Raw genomic sequence first — 13,203 nt, forward strand, 5'->3', positions numbered from 1 at the left:
ACCCGCTCCATCCTTGTCGGTTGAAACGTCGAGGCGGTTGAGGGGACCCCTCCCGCCTCGCTTCGCTCGGCACCTCCCCGCAAGGGGGGTATCCGCGCCATCTCTCACCAGGAGTGCCCTTGCCCGCCCCTCTCATCGAAATGCGCGGCATCACCAAGAGCTTCGGCGCCGTCAAGGCGAACGAGGCCGTCGATCTCAGCGTCGCGCCGGGTGAAATCCTCGGGTTGCTCGGCGAAAACGGCGCCGGCAAGACGACGCTGATGAACGTGCTGTTCGGCGCCTATGCGCCCGACGCCGGCGAGATCCTGGTGCAGGACCGGCCGGTGGCGATCAACAGCTCGGCCGATGCGCTGGCCGCCGGCATCGGCATGGTGCACCAGCATTTTCATCTCGCACCGCGACTTTCGGTGCTGGAGAACCTCTTGATCGGCATTCCCGGCAGATCGGGCCGGATCGACCGCGCCGGGGGGCTGGCGCGGCTCGCCGAGATCGGCCGCCAGCATGGGCTGGCGCTCGACCCGGACCTTCCCGTTTCGGCGCTGTCGGTCGGCGAGCAACAGCGGCTCGAAATCGTCAAGGCATTGTTTCGCGGCGCAAGGCTGCTGATCCTCGACGAGCCGACGGCGGTGCTGGCGCCAACCGAGGTCGACGGACTGTTTTCGGCGCTGCGCTCGATGGCGGCACAGGGGCTCGGCATCATCTTCATCTCGCACAAGCTCAACGAGGTGCGGGCGCTGACGCATCGCTGCGTCGTGCTCAGGCACGGGCGCGTTGCCGGCCGCGTCGATACGCCGGCCAGCACGATATCTTCGGAGATGGCGCGGCTGATGTGCGGCCACGAGATCGTGCCTCCGGCCAGGGGACCGTCGACACCGGGTCCGGCGGTGCTGACCCTCGATGGTATCTCGACATCGCATCATTCCGGCATGGCGCTGCGCGATGTGTCGCTGTCGGTACGCGGCGGCGAGATCCTCGGCATTGCCGGCGTCTCCGGCAACGGCCAGCGGGCGCTTGCCGAGGTCATCTCCGGCGTGCGAGCGCCCGATGCCGGCCGCATGACGATAGCCGGCAAAGCCGTTTCGCGGTTCTCGCCGAGCGCAGTGCAGGCGCTCGGCCTTGGCCGCATCCCGGAAGACCGTATGACGACCGGGCTGGTCACCAATCTGCCGCTTGCCGATTCGATGGTGCTGCCGCGCATCGGCACGGTGGCGTTCAGCCGCAACGGCCTGCTCAGACAGGATGCGATCCGCACCTTCGCCGAGGCGCAGATCAAGGCCTACGATATACGTTGCCCCGGGCCGATGACGCGCGCCGGGGCGCTGTCCGGCGGCAATCTGCAGAAGGCGCTTTTGGCGCGCGAACTCGCCTTCGACCCAAAGGTGCTGATCGTTTCGCAGCCGACACGCGGCCTCGATATTGGTGCCGCGCGCTTCATCCACGAAAAATTCCTCGACATGCGCGCCAAGGGCTGCGGCATTATCGTTATCGGCGAGGACCTGGAAGAGTTGCTGATGCTCTGCGACCGCATTGCCGTGATGTATGAGGGCCGCATCGTCGGCACGCTGAACAGCGCCGATGCCAGCGTCGCCAGACTCGGGTTGATGATGACCGGGGCGGAGGCCTGATGTTCCGTCTCGAGGCCCGCACCTCAACGCCCGCCTGGTTCAATCTGGCGCTGCCGCTGCTCGCCATCGGCGCGACGCTGATCCTGTGCAGCGGCCTCATTGCATTGGCCGGCGCCGGCGTCGTCGAGGCATATGGCGTGATGTTTTCGGCGTCGTTGGGCGACAGCTACGCCATCACCGAAACGCTGGTGCGTGCCGCGCCGATGATCTTCACCGGTCTTGCCGTGGCGGTCGCTTTCCGCGCCAAATTCTGGAACATCGGCGCCGAAGGGCAATTGCTGGCCGGTGCGGTGGCGAGCTGTGCCGTCGGCGCCATCCCGATGCCGGGGCCGCTCGCCATGTTGCTGATGGCGCTGGCGGGCGCCGCCGCCGGCGCGGCCGTCGCCCTGATCCCTGCCACACTGCGGGTAAAATTCAGGGTCGATGACGTGGTCAGCTCGCTGCTGCTCAATTCGGTCATTTTCTACGCGCTGATGGCGCTGATCGAGGGCCCATGGAAGGATAGTTTCAGCGGCTACCCGATCTCGCCGCCGATCGAGGATTCAGCGAATTTCCCAGTGCTGCTCGAAGGCACGCGACTGCATCTCGGCGTCGTCGCGGCGCTGGTCGCCGCACCGGTCATCTGGTTCGTGGTCGCGCGCACGACGCTTGGTTTCCGCATCAGGGTCACCGGCGAGAACCCGGAAGCCGCGCGCTATGGCGGCATCAATGTCGAGCGGGTGCTGATTTCGACGGCGCTGCTATCAGGCGCGCTGGCCGGCCTTGCCGGCGTCGGCGAGGTCGGCGGCGTGCATTTCCAGGTGATGAGCGACATCTCGCCGGGCTATGGCTATTCCGGCATCGTCGTCGCCATGCTGGCGAGGCTCAATCCGCTCGGCGTCGTGCCGGCGGCGATCTTCCTTGCTGCCGTCATGACCGGCGCCGAGGCGATGTCGCGGGCGACCGGCGTTCCGGCCTTCCTCAGCGATGTCATCCAGGGAACGGCGCTGCTCGCCATGCTGGTGGCGCTGCTGTTCACCGCCTATCGCATCCGTCGCGTGGGAATAGCCAAATGAGCGTGGTGCTGGAGCAGATATTCCAGGTCGGCTTCCTGGCCGCCATCATCCGCATCGCCACGCCGCTTGCCTTCGCGACGCTGGGCGAGATGTTTTCCGAGCGCGCCGGCGTGCTCAATCTCGGCATCGAAGGCATCATGCTGTTGTCGGCAATGACCGGCTTCACCGCGGCGAGCCTCAGCGGCAGCCTTTGGCTTGGCGTGCTCGCCGCCGTGCTGACCGGCGCGCTGATGGGCGCCGTGCATGCGCTGTTCACGGTGGCGCTCGGCCTCAGCCAGCATGTCTGCGGCATCGGCGTGACGCTGTTCAGTTCAGGCCTTGCCTATTTCCTCTACAGGCTGATCTTCGGCCAGCAATCGGTACCGCCGAACATCAAGGGGTTCGAGACGCTGCCGATCCCGATATTATCCGGTATTCCGGTGCTTGGGCCGGCGGTGTTCAACCAGTTTTCGCTGGTCTACATGGCAATGCTGTCTATTCCCCTGGCCGCCTTCGTGCTCTACCGCACGCCATGGGGCCTGTCGGTCCGCATGGTCGGTGAAAACCCGCGCGCCGCCGATTCGGCCGGCGTCAGCGTCATCGCTACGCGCTTCCAGGCGGTGATCCTCGGCGGTGCCTTGATGGGGCTGGCCGGTGCCTTCCTGTCGATGGCGCAGTTCAACGCCTTCACCTTCGGCGTGGTTTCGGGGCGTGGCTGGGTGGCGATCGCACTCGTCGTCTTCGGCCGCTGGGATCCATGGCGCTCGGCAGGCGCCGCACTGTTGTTCGCCTTCGTCGACGCGCTGCAATTGCGCATGCAGGCAAGTGGGCTCGGCCACATTCCTTATGAGGCGTTCCTGATGCTGCCCTTCATCTTCACCATCGTCGCCATGGCGGTGATGTCGCGCAATGCGGTGGCTCCTTCGGCACTGCTCAAGCCGTTCCGGCGCGAAGAGCGGTAGCGGCGCGCCGTCCTTCACATCGCGGTAAAGCCGTTATCCACGAACAGATGGGCGCCGTTGACGAAGCTGGCCTCGTCGCTGGCCAGGAACAGGGCTGCCCTCGCCACCTCTTCCGGCTCGCCGATCCGGCCTTGCTGCGCGGCCATTGCCGCGTCTGAAACATCGACGCCAAGTTTGTCGAGATCGGCGACCTCGCGCAGGCCATGCGGTGTCCTGATGAAGCCGGGGCAGACCGCATTGCAGCGGACGTTGCGGTCGCGGAATTCGACGGCAATGGCACGCGCGAACATGTGGCAGGCACCCTTGGTGGTGTCGTAAAGCACCTCCATCGGCGTCGCCGCCACCGCCGAGATCGACGAGGTGCAGACGATGGAACCGCCGCCGGCGGCGATCATGCCGGGCAGCACGGCGCGCGTCATCAGGAACATCGAACGCACATTGACGGCATGCAGCCAGTCCCATTCCTGCAGCGTGGTCTCCAGGAAGGGTTTGATGACGATGGTGCCGGCATGGTTGAACAGAACCGTAACCGGGCCGAATTTTTCCATCACGCCCTTCACCGCCGCTTCGACCTGCCGCTCGTCCGATACGTCGGCGACCCAGTGCTCGGCGATATGGCCGCGTTGCCTGATTGCCGCTGCGGTGGCAGCCGCCGCTTCGCCGTTGCGGTCGACGATCGCCACCTTGGCGCCCTCGGCCGCGAAAAGCTCCGAGGCCGCACCGCCCATTCCCGTCGCGCCGCCCGAAATGATGGCGACCTTGCCGGCCAGTCTTGTGCCCATGTTTTGCTCCCTGCTGCCTTGCCGTGACGTCGCGGCTTCCGCTCAAGCAGCGATGCTATCCCGCATCCATTGGATGGCCAAGGAGCCACACACACATGGACCTGACGTTTTCTGCCGTCTTCCCCGGCACGCCCAAAAGCCAGCGCTAAGCAGCAAAAACACCAATTTGTCTGCGGTTTGGGGAAAATTGTTCTAAAGATCGCGCGAAAATAGCAATCGACAAAGTCTACTGATTTTATAGATTAAGCGCCGAGACGGAGGTCGATATGTCCTATAGCCAGAACGCTCAGACTGCCCGCAAAGGCCAAAGGCTGGGTTCCGACCAGGTGTGGCGGCCGGCCTATGCCGGCGCTTTCGCCTATCTCGTCTTTGCCCTTGCGTTCGTATTCACCGGGGCAGTGGTACTGGGGCTGATCCCCTGATTAGTAAGGCTCTGATCGTCGAGGCTTGCTCGGGATAGCGGCCTGCCGTTTGCAGAAATTCCGGAGTTGAATGAACCGAATGCCGGTGCGCTTTTGCGTGCCCTGATTCAACGTGATGGAGGAGATGGCAATGCCGATCGAGTTCACGCATGTTCCCGGTAAGATCCACGCTGCCGACGCCAGCTTTTTCTACGACTTTGTCGAGACCGCGACGAAGCTGTCGCTGATCGAGGATGCCGGATTCCAGAAGATCGTCATCGACGACCAGGCCGGGCTGCTGACCAATATGGACCTTGCCGCCCAGACGCTGGACCGGACCTCCTCCCTCGAGGTCGTGCTCACCCATTGGGCAGGCGTGATCGAACCAACCGTGGCGGCGCGGCAGCTCGCTGCCCTCGACGCGAGAAGCCGTGGCCGGCTGTCGCTCAGGATGCTCAGCGAGCCGCTGAACGACGACGATGCCGAGGCACGTCCGGCCGGCCATACGGTGGTCTGGCAACGCATCGACGAATATCTGGTGCTGCTGAAGCGGTTGTGGTCGAACGACAGGCCGTTCGACCATGAAGGCGCCTTTTACAGCGTCAACGGCGGCTATGTGCCGCGCAAGGGGCTGCATGGTGCCGACGTGACCATCCGCATGGGCGGACAGTCGGGCACAGCGCTCAGGGTCGCGGGCAGGCATGCGGATGTGTTCGAGCTGGCGCCCGGCTCGCTTGCAGAAATCCGACAGTCAATGGAGCGCGTGCGCGGCGCTGCCGCCGAACACGGTCGGGCCGGCAAGCTGCGTTTCGCGCTTCCCGTCCGAATCCGTTCGGCAGACAAACCTGCCGCTTCCTGCCAGAAGGCGGTCGAACTTGCCGGGCCGCCGGCGCAGGTCGCGCTGTCGCTGCTTTCCTACGCCGCTTTGGGGATCAAGGAGTTCATGATCGTCGGCGTCGACAGGCCGCGCGAGATTGCGACTGCCGGCCGCGAGGCGATCGCACTGCTGCGCAACTCACTGGCACGGCGCGAGGCGGATGCCCCTGCATCGGGGACGTTTGTGTCACGCGCGATACCGGGCCTGCGAGCCGAGTGCTGAAGAGCCGCCGTCGTCACGCACCTTGGCTGACGGATCCTACCACCATTCCGGGAAAGCCGCGTGAGCGGCCCTGGCCAGCGTCGGGATTTCCTGATCGGGAACGGAGCTGTAGGGCCAGAGCAGTCGCGGGCCGAGTGGCGCCCAGCCGCCGGCCGCCGCCATCGCCTTGTCGAGCGCTGCATCGCTGACATTGTAACGGGTGCGAAACGGTAGGACATGTGCGGCGAGGAAGGCCTGTATGCGGGCCTCGACCTCGGCAGCGGCGGCCATGTCGGTGCGGATCATCTGCCACCACTGTACCGCACCCTTCGGGTTGAGGCAGGCAACGTTGGAATAGCTGCCATGGGCTCCCCCAGCATAGCCTGTCGCCAGCGTGTGGCCGGGGACGAAGACGGAGAATCCGTCCAGTTTGTGGCGCATATCGGCATACCAGTCGGCGTCACCGCCCGGCAGTTTGGCGCCGACCAGCGACGGCACGGCCGCGCGCAGCCGGGCGATGCCTTCGAGTGTCAGGCGACGCTTGGCGTGCGGCGGGTTGTAGAGCACCAGCGGCGTTTCGGGCGCGGCCTCGCAGAGGCGGCCGACAAAACGCATGACCTCGTCGTCGCTGGGCGGCCACCAGTCGGGCAGTGTGAATTGCACCGCCGCCGGGCCAAACGCCGAGACCCGCGTCAGCCGCTCCAGTGCGACGCGCGGATTGGACTGGCTGATGCCGATCTGGAAAGGAAGGCGCGCGCCGCCGGCTGTTGCGGCGACCAGCCCACAAAGCCGGTCGAATTCGGGCTCGGTCTGGCAATGGAATTCGCAGGCCGTGCCATTGGAATAGACGCCGTCGACGCCTGACGCGCAAAGCCGCGCGATCGTCTCTTCCGTCGCCTGCCAGTCGATCGCTCCGCGATCGTCGATGGCCAGCATCACCGCGCCCCAGACGCCGCGCGGTGCGTGTGCGGGCAAGCGGGCCAGATGGTCGTCGAGGTCAGCGTGCACCGGCGATCTCGTGTTCGTGGCGGGTTTCGTTCGACGCGAAGGCAGCCTCGATAATGCCGATGATCTTGCGTGCATAGAGACCGTCGACCGGCACCGGCGTGTCGTCGGCAATGGCATCGCGCATCGCGCTCCATTCGCGCACCAGCGCGTTGTGCATCCAGTTCGGTTCGAATGAACCGGGCAACTCGGTCCAGACCGTATCGCGTCCAAGCATCGTGCCGCGATCCATGTCGATCCGCAGCGTTCCCTGCTCGCAGACCAGATCCATGGCGTAGGTGGTAGCGCCGGTGCGATAGCCGATGCTCTGCACCTGGCCGATGCCGCCGCCGGCGAAGCGCAGCCCAAGCAAGGCGCTGTCGTCTGCTTCCTGGTCATGGAACTTGGCGCCGAGCATGCCGCTCACCGACACGACATCGTCATCCATCAGCCAGACCAGGCGGTCGAGCGCGTGGATGCCGGCCGTCAACAGCATGCCGCCGCCGGTCGACTTGCGCAGATGCCAGTCGCGGCGATTGTGCTCCATCCATAGCTTGATGATCCAGCTCGATCCGATGAGCGGCCGGCCGAGCTCTCCTTGCTCCAGCTTCTGCCTGGCTGCCATGCAGGGCAGGGCGAAATGCATGAGATGGGCGACCATCAGCTTGACGCCGCTATCGGTTACGGCGGCGTTGATCGCGTCGCAGGCAGCCGCCGTCGGCGCCATCGGCTTTTCGAGCAGGATGTGCTTGCCGGCGTTTGCTGCGCCGATGGCCATTTCGGCATGGAGATGGTGCGGGGTGGCAATGAGGACCGCGTCGACCTCCTTGTCGTCCAGCAGCTTGCGCCAATCAGTGTAGCCGCAGCCGCCATATTCGGCGGTGAAGCGCTGCAGCGCATCGGCATTTCCACGAGAGGCGGCGACGAGACGAATGCCTCCCACCTCACGGATTGCCCGCGCATGGGCTGCGCCGAAATCGCCGGCGCCGATAATTCCTATCCCAATCATGATCCTGCCTTTTCATAAGCGGCGTCGATCAGAGACATCGCCGCAACATAATCCTCGATGGACACCGGCGGAGGCGCCTTTCTGGCCAGCCGGTCAAGCGTATCGCGCATGAACAGACGATAGCGCGTTGCCGGCAGTTCGACCGGCAAATCGGCAACGGCCGCATCGTCGAGCGTTGCGCAGGTGGCATGGTCGCCATGATCGATGAGGGTGGCATTGGCACTGACGATACGCCACTCGAAGTCACCGCCGGGGCGCATCGAGGCAAAGGTGTAACCGGCCTCGACGATGAACACCGCGCCGGCCTCGTCTTCCAGCACCAGCAGCGCATGGTCCTCGACCGGGCCGGGATGAATGCGGTTCGCGATCGAAACGCTTTTCAGGCCGAGCTTGCCGGTTGCGAGGCTGAGTGCCGCGTCGACGCCGTGTATGCCGAGATTCCTCAACGCACCCCCGCCGCCAACCGCCGGATCGACGACCCAGGCGACACCGTCGGCGATGTAGCGTTGCGGCGGGCCGTTGACCAGCCGGAACTGGCAATGCGCCACCGGCCCGGCGCGACCTTGCCGGCGCAGCCGTTCAAAGCCGGCAACGGCCGGCCCGAAACGGTTGGGCAGGGGAACAGCGACAAAAGCCTGGTGCTGCCTGGCAAGCTCGCGCAGCGCCATCAGTTCCCTCGTATGGCTGGCCGCCGGCTTCTCCAGGATCAGCGGTATCCCTGCCGCGATGATCGCGCGTGCCCGCGCCGGCACCCTCGAAGGGTGCCCCATCAACAGGATCGCATCCGGCGGGCTGGAGAGTATCTCCGTGAAATCTTTGATAAACGGCAGATCGTGGTGCGCGGCGAACCCATGCGCTTGGCCAGGATCCTCGTCCCAGATGCCGGCGATCTCCGCACCGTAAAAGCGTGCGGCGTCGAGGTGCATTTCGGCGTGCCAGTGGCTCGAGCCGGCGAGGGTAATCTTCATTCGAAGGCAGCAGGTTTGTTATGGGCTTGCAGGATATCCTACAAGTAGCTATACGACAAGCGGGCAGGCTAATCCGGCGGATGATGAAAGCAGTGGGATGGCGGAACTGAAGTCGATCGAACCGTTGAGCAGACCGCCGCTTCTTCACGTCACCGTGCAGGAAAGCCTCAGGGCCTATATCGAAAGCAACCAGCTCAAGGCAGGCGATCCCTTGCCGCCGGAAACGTTCCTGGCGCAGCGGCTCGGCGTCGGCCGCAACTCCGTGCGGGAAGCCATCAAGGCGCTGGAATCGATCGGCATCCTGGAGACGCGGCGCGGCATCGGCGTCTTCGTCAAGGAGTTCTCGTTCAAGCCGCTGCTGGATAACCTGGCATACGGCTTGCAGGATTCGCTGCGCGATGTCGAAGAGCTGCGCGAAATCCGCCGCGTGCTGGAAACCGGCCTCATCGCCAAGACGATCGAGATGATCAGTGCCGAGGATATCGAGGCGCTGCGCCAGTTGACCGAGCGCATGCGGCAACGTGCCGAGCGCCATGAGAGCTTCGCCGAAGAGGACCAGCAATTCCACCAGCTGCTGTTCCGCTGCCAGAACAATCACATGCTGAGCGCACTGATCGACATCTTCTGGACGGCGTTCGACAAGGCCTCGAATTTCACCAATCTCGATAATCCGACGCCGCTGGCGACATGGCGCGACCATCACGAGATCGTCGAGGCTGTCGCCGCCAAGGATGTCGACCAGGCGCGTCGGCGGCTCGACGACCATTACCGGGGGATCCAGCAGGTTATCGCCAAAAACCGAGCAAGCTGAAGAACAACCTGAATATGCCAAGGGAGGAAACCATGCGCATCAGGACCATCGCATTCTCAGTCGCCGGGCTGCTGCTCGCCAGCATTGCCCCATTGACCAATGTCCAGGCACAAAGCGCCAAGACCATTGCGGGCGGCTTCGACGTCGGCCCGGGCGGTTTTCCCAAGAACTTCAACCCGCTGGTCGCGACCGGCGGCTACACCTGGCTCAGCACCTATTTCGAACCGCTGGTCATCTTCAATGCCGGGCTGACCGAGATCGAAGGCGACCTCGCCAAGGACTACAAGATCAGCGACGACCAGCTGAGCTATACGTTCAACCTGGTCAACGAGACCTGGCATGACGGCAAACCGTTCACCTCGAAGGACGTCAAGTTCACCCTCGAGCTTGCCAAGAACAAGGCCTCCGGCAGCCTGTTTGCCGCCCGCCTCGCCAACATCGCCTCGGTCGATGCACCGGATGACCACACCGCAGTGGTGAAGCTATCGAAACCGAACGGCTCGTTTCTATCCATCCTCTCGCAGCTAATGATCCTGCCGGAGCATGCCCTGGCCGCTCTGCCGCCGGAATCACTGGCGACAAGCACCTGGTGGTCGACCGCTCCGGTTGGCACCGGCCCGTTCAAGTTCAAGCGCTACGTGACCGACCAATATGTCGAACTGGCAGCCGATGACGACTATCGCAGCGGCAAGCCGAAGGTAGACGTGCTCATCAACCGCTATTTCGAGTCGCCGGCGGCGGCCGTCGCCGCGCTCCGCGCCGGCGAGATCCAGTTCACCTATGTCGAGCCCGACGATGCGGCATCCTTCAAGAGCGACAGCAATTTCAAGGTGATCGAAGGTGCCTCGTACGTGGTCAACTATATCGGCCTGAACCAGAAGGTCGACCTGTTTAGGGATATCCGTGTCCGCCAGGCGATTATGTATGCGATCGATCGCAACGCCATCATCGACAGCCTCTACGGCGGTGCCGCCAAGCCAGCCAATTGCGGCTATGTCGCGCCGCATCTCGTTCCGGCAGACCTCGAACCCTATGCCTACGATCCGGCAAAGGCCAAGGCGCTGCTGACCGAGGCGGGCTGGGACAAGATCAATGGCGACAAGCCGATCACCTTGCTGACCTATTACGGCTCGCCGCAAGCCGCCAACGTGATGGCCGCTGTCCAGTCGATGCTGGCCGAGGTCGGCATCAATGTGGTGCCGCGCGTCGTCGATACGCCGACCTACAATGGCATCGTCTACAAGCAAGGCACGCCGGACTGGAATGCATTTCCGATGGTTTATGCCGGCCTGCAGAACGGCCCCAACCCGGCCGGCCTCAATCCCGGCCTCAACAAGTCGCAGATTCCGCCGGCAGGCTTCAACACCATGCGCATCGAGTTCGACGACCTGAGCACCGCGTTGGACGCCGCGCTCGGCCAAACCGATCCGGCCAAGCTCGATCAATCCTGGCAGGAGGTCTGCAAGGTCATGAACAAGGAGCTACCCTGGGCGACGTTGTGGGTGGCCAACCGCTATGGCGTGGCCTCCAACAAGCTGCGTGACTTCGTCTGGACGCCGGCGCCGGGCGGCGGTCCTTATGCAGCTCACCCCGAGCGCTGGGACATCCAGTAAGAACTCCGCAACCAAGCGAGCAGGCGGAACCACTTTGGCGCCGCCTGCCACGGCCACGGAAAGCCCATGTTGAGCTTCATCGCCCGCCGCAGCGCCACAGGACTGCTGATGCTGGTCGCGCTCAGCGTCCTCATCTTCATCCTGCTGCGGCTGGCGCCGGGCGATCCGATCGACGCCTATATCAACCCGTCGGTCCCCATGTCGGCTTCCGACCTCGAGGGCCTGCGCGAACGGCTCGGGCTCGATCGGCCGCTTCCCGTGCAATATCTCGCCTGGCTGCGCGCGGCGCTGAGCGGTGACTTCGGCTATTCGATCCAGCGCAGCGGCGTTGCCGTGCTGCCACTGGTTATGGAACGCATCGGCCCGACGGCGCTGCTGATGGGCACGGGCCTGGCGATCGCCATCGTGCTCGGCATTTCCGCCGGCATTTTCAGCGCGGTGCGCCGTAACGAACCGTCCGACATCGCGCTGTCGGTGCTGTCGTTTATCGGTATCTCCAGCCCGGCTTTCCTGACGGCGCTGCTCGGTCTCTATTTCTTCTCAGTGCTGCTGCGCTGGGCGCCGTCCGGCGGCATGCACACGGCCGGCGCGCCGTTCTCGATGACGGATGTGCTAGCGCACCTCATCCTGCCCGCCTGCCTGCTGTCCATCGGCCATGCCGCGCTGATCATGCGCTACATGCGCGCTTCGCTGCTGGAAGTGCTCAACCAGGACTACGTGCGGACGGCGCGCGCCAAGGGCGTGCGCGAGTTCTGGGTGATCATCAAGCACGCCACCCGCAATGCGCTCTTGCCGGTCATTACCCTGATCGGCTCGACCGTCGGCATCGCCGTCGGCGGCGCCATCTTCCTGGAAAGCGTGTTCAACTGGCCGGGCATGGGACTGCTTCTGGTCAACGCCGTCGGCACCCGCGATTACCCGGTGATCATGGGCGCTACCCTGGTGATCGGCGTTTGCGTCATCCTGGTCAACCTCTTGACCGACGTCGTCTATGCCGTCGTCGACCCGCGCATTCAGGTGGCATGATGGCAATCGCCGCGCCAGATCCTACAGTTGACCCGACAGCCGTGCCGCAAACCAAAGGCCCGCTTCGCCGCGCGTTCGACCGCTTTTTTGAAAACCGAGCGGCACGCGCCGGGCTTTTGATCGTCATCCCGATCCTGCTGGCGGTTTCGACCTATCCTCTGTGGTGGCCGTTCGGCCCGAACGCCATCGACCTCAGGGCGATGAACAAGGCGCCGTCCGCCATTCATTGGCTGGGCAGCGATGGCGTTGGGCGTGATGTCATGGCACGGTTGCTGCAAGGCGGGCGGATCTCACTGCTGGTTGCTATCTGTTCGGTTGCCATCTCGACCGTCATCGGCTTCCTGATCGGCGCCGTCGCCAGCTTTGGCGGGCGTCTCGTCGACGGAACGGTGATGCGCCTGGTCGATCTGGCGATGACGCTGCCGCCGGTGATCTTCCTGCTGGTGCTGGCTTCGATTGCCGGCACCGGCATCGCCCCGACCATCCTGGTGATCTCGCTGCTCTCCTGGCCAGTGCTGTCGCGCATGGTGCGCGCCCGGCTGCTCGAACTGCGCGAGCGCGATTTCGTCGTTGCGGCCCGGGGCATGGGCGCGGGGCTGCCGCATCTGCTGTTCCGGCATGGCCTGCCCAACTGCATCGATATCCTGGTCGTCTACGCCACCTTGCAGATCGCCAACGCTATCCTGCTCGAAGCCGGCCTGTCCTTTCTCGGCCTTGGCATCGCACCGCCAGAAGCCAGCTGGGGCAACATGCTCAATCTCGCCCGCTCCACCGTCGTGCTGGAAAATTACCCGTGGCAATGGATGTTCCCGGGCGCCGCACTGGTGCTCACCGTCCTCGCCATCAATTTCATCGGCGACGGCTTGCGCGATGCATTCGATCCTCGCTCCAATCTCAACTGACCTCAAAG

General features: G+C 64.4%; 13 protein-coding genes. 9 read left to right on the forward strand and 4 right to left on the reverse strand.

Features of this window, described 5'->3' with window-relative positions; all coding sequences use genetic code 11:
* Positions 1–119: 119 nt before the first annotated feature.
* Genes NKJ93_RS05900 through NKJ93_RS05910 form a run of 3 tightly spaced genes read left to right on the forward strand, consistent with a single transcriptional unit; the run spans position 120 to position 3,621 of the window.
* Positions 120–1,625, forward strand: coding sequence for an ABC transporter ATP-binding protein (locus NKJ93_RS05900; protein WP_502895833.1), 1,506 nt, complete (start codon positions 120–122; stop codon positions 1,623–1,625).
* The gene (locus tag NKJ93_RS05905) at positions 1,625–2,680 is read left to right on the forward strand and encodes an ABC transporter permease (RefSeq protein ID WP_023721349.1); all 1,056 of its coding nucleotides are present in this window, start codon (positions 1,625–1,627) and stop codon (positions 2,678–2,680) included. Before NKJ93_RS05900 ends, NKJ93_RS05905 begins: the two co-directional genes overlap by 1 nt.
* On the forward strand, positions 2,677–3,621 hold the full coding sequence (locus NKJ93_RS05910) for an ABC transporter permease (RefSeq protein ID WP_023721348.1): 945 nt from the start codon (positions 2,677–2,679) through the stop codon (positions 3,619–3,621). Before NKJ93_RS05905 ends, NKJ93_RS05910 begins: the two co-directional genes overlap by 4 nt.
* Positions 3,622–3,635: 14 nt before the next feature.
* Here NKJ93_RS05910 and NKJ93_RS05915 read toward each other — a convergent pair whose 3' ends face one another.
* Positions 3,636–4,403, reverse strand: a complete 768-nt coding sequence (locus NKJ93_RS05915) for an SDR family NAD(P)-dependent oxidoreductase (RefSeq protein WP_023721347.1) — start codon at positions 4,401–4,403, stop codon at positions 3,636–3,638.
* A 266-nt stretch (positions 4,404–4,669) separates the two neighbouring features.
* Here NKJ93_RS05915 and NKJ93_RS05920 point away from each other — a divergent pair, with 266 nt between their 5' ends.
* Positions 4,670–4,825, forward strand: coding sequence for a hypothetical protein (locus tag NKJ93_RS05920; RefSeq protein ID WP_023678176.1), 156 nt, complete (start codon positions 4,670–4,672; stop codon positions 4,823–4,825).
* Positions 4,826–4,955: 130 nt separating this feature from the next.
* A complete protein-coding gene (locus NKJ93_RS05925; protein WP_023721346.1) occupies positions 4,956–5,903 on the forward strand; it encodes an LLM class flavin-dependent oxidoreductase in 948 nt (315 codons plus the stop codon).
* Positions 5,904–5,939: 36 nt separating this feature from the next.
* Here NKJ93_RS05925 and NKJ93_RS05930 read toward each other — a convergent pair whose 3' ends face one another.
* Genes NKJ93_RS05930 through NKJ93_RS05940 form a run of 3 tightly spaced genes read right to left on the reverse strand, consistent with a single transcriptional unit; the run spans position 5,940 to position 8,843 of the window.
* On the reverse strand, positions 5,940–6,890 hold the full coding sequence (locus tag NKJ93_RS05930) for a dihydrodipicolinate synthase family protein (RefSeq protein WP_280940428.1): 951 nt from the start codon (positions 6,888–6,890) through the stop codon (positions 5,940–5,942).
* Positions 6,880–7,875, reverse strand: a complete 996-nt coding sequence (locus NKJ93_RS05935) for a Gfo/Idh/MocA family protein (protein WP_023721344.1) — start codon at positions 7,873–7,875, stop codon at positions 6,880–6,882. Before NKJ93_RS05935 ends, NKJ93_RS05930 begins: the two co-directional genes overlap by 11 nt.
* Positions 7,872–8,843: a Gfo/Idh/MocA family protein gene (locus NKJ93_RS05940; protein WP_352480996.1), complete on the reverse strand. Its 972-nt coding sequence runs from the start codon at positions 8,841–8,843 to the stop codon at positions 7,872–7,874. Before NKJ93_RS05940 ends, NKJ93_RS05935 begins: the two co-directional genes overlap by 4 nt.
* A gap of 97 nt (positions 8,844–8,940) precedes the next feature.
* On the opposite strand from NKJ93_RS05940, the gene NKJ93_RS05945 reads away from it, so the two are divergent.
* The 4 genes from NKJ93_RS05945 (at position 8,941) to NKJ93_RS05960 (ending at position 13,195) form a co-directional block, all read left to right on the forward strand.
* Positions 8,941–9,654 carry a FadR/GntR family transcriptional regulator gene (locus tag NKJ93_RS05945; RefSeq protein ID WP_031194640.1) on the forward strand — a complete coding sequence of 238 codons (714 nt, stop codon included), beginning with the start codon at positions 8,941–8,943 and terminating at the stop codon, positions 9,652–9,654.
* A 32-nt stretch (positions 9,655–9,686) separates the two neighbouring features.
* The gene (locus NKJ93_RS05950) at positions 9,687–11,267 is read left to right on the forward strand and encodes an ABC transporter substrate-binding protein (protein ID WP_352494093.1); all 1,581 of its coding nucleotides are present in this window, start codon (positions 9,687–9,689) and stop codon (positions 11,265–11,267) included.
* 66 nt (positions 11,268–11,333) lie between these two features.
* Complete coding sequence (locus tag NKJ93_RS05955) at positions 11,334–12,293, forward strand: ABC transporter permease (RefSeq protein WP_352494094.1); 960 nt, start codon at positions 11,334–11,336, stop codon at positions 12,291–12,293.
* Positions 12,293–13,195, forward strand: coding sequence for an ABC transporter permease (locus NKJ93_RS05960; protein WP_502904377.1), 903 nt, complete (start codon positions 12,293–12,295; stop codon positions 13,193–13,195). The genes NKJ93_RS05955 and NKJ93_RS05960 overlap by 1 nt, the downstream gene beginning before the upstream one ends.
* Positions 13,196–13,203: the final 8 nt, after the last annotated feature.

Origin of the sequence: Mesorhizobium sp. M0028, assembly GCF_040323855.1 — a bacterium.
GTDB lineage: Bacteria > Pseudomonadota > Alphaproteobacteria > Rhizobiales > Rhizobiaceae > Mesorhizobium.

Bases quoted from the DNA above. Each gene is read 5' to 3' on its own strand.
- NKJ93_RS05935 (WP_023721344.1), bottom strand. From the start codon at position 7,875: ATGATTGGGATAGGAATTATCGGCGCCGGCGATTTCGGCGCAGCCCAT.
- NKJ93_RS05960 (WP_502904377.1), top strand. From the start codon at position 12,293: ATGGCAATCGCCGCGCCAGATCCTACAGTTGACCCGACAGCCGTGCCG.
- NKJ93_RS05905 (WP_023721349.1), top strand. From the start codon at position 1,625: ATGTTCCGTCTCGAGGCCCGCACCTCAACGCCCGCCTGGTTCAATCTG.
- NKJ93_RS05955 (WP_352494094.1), top strand. From the start codon at position 11,334: ATGTTGAGCTTCATCGCCCGCCGCAGCGCCACAGGACTGCTGATGCTG.
- NKJ93_RS05910 (WP_023721348.1), top strand. From the start codon at position 2,677: ATGAGCGTGGTGCTGGAGCAGATATTCCAGGTCGGCTTCCTGGCCGCC.
- NKJ93_RS05940 (WP_352480996.1), bottom strand. From the start codon at position 8,843: ATGAAGATTACCCTCGCCGGCTCGAGCCACTGGCACGCCGAAATGCAC.
- NKJ93_RS05915 (WP_023721347.1), bottom strand. From the start codon at position 4,403: ATGGGCACAAGACTGGCCGGCAAGGTCGCCATCATTTCGGGCGGCGCG.
- NKJ93_RS05950 (WP_352494093.1), top strand. From the start codon at position 9,687: ATGCGCATCAGGACCATCGCATTCTCAGTCGCCGGGCTGCTGCTCGCC.
- NKJ93_RS05945 (WP_031194640.1), top strand. From the start codon at position 8,941: ATGGCGGAACTGAAGTCGATCGAACCGTTGAGCAGACCGCCGCTTCTT.
- NKJ93_RS05925 (WP_023721346.1), top strand. From the start codon at position 4,956: ATGCCGATCGAGTTCACGCATGTTCCCGGTAAGATCCACGCTGCCGAC.
- NKJ93_RS05920 (WP_023678176.1), top strand. From the start codon at position 4,670: ATGTCCTATAGCCAGAACGCTCAGACTGCCCGCAAAGGCCAAAGGCTG.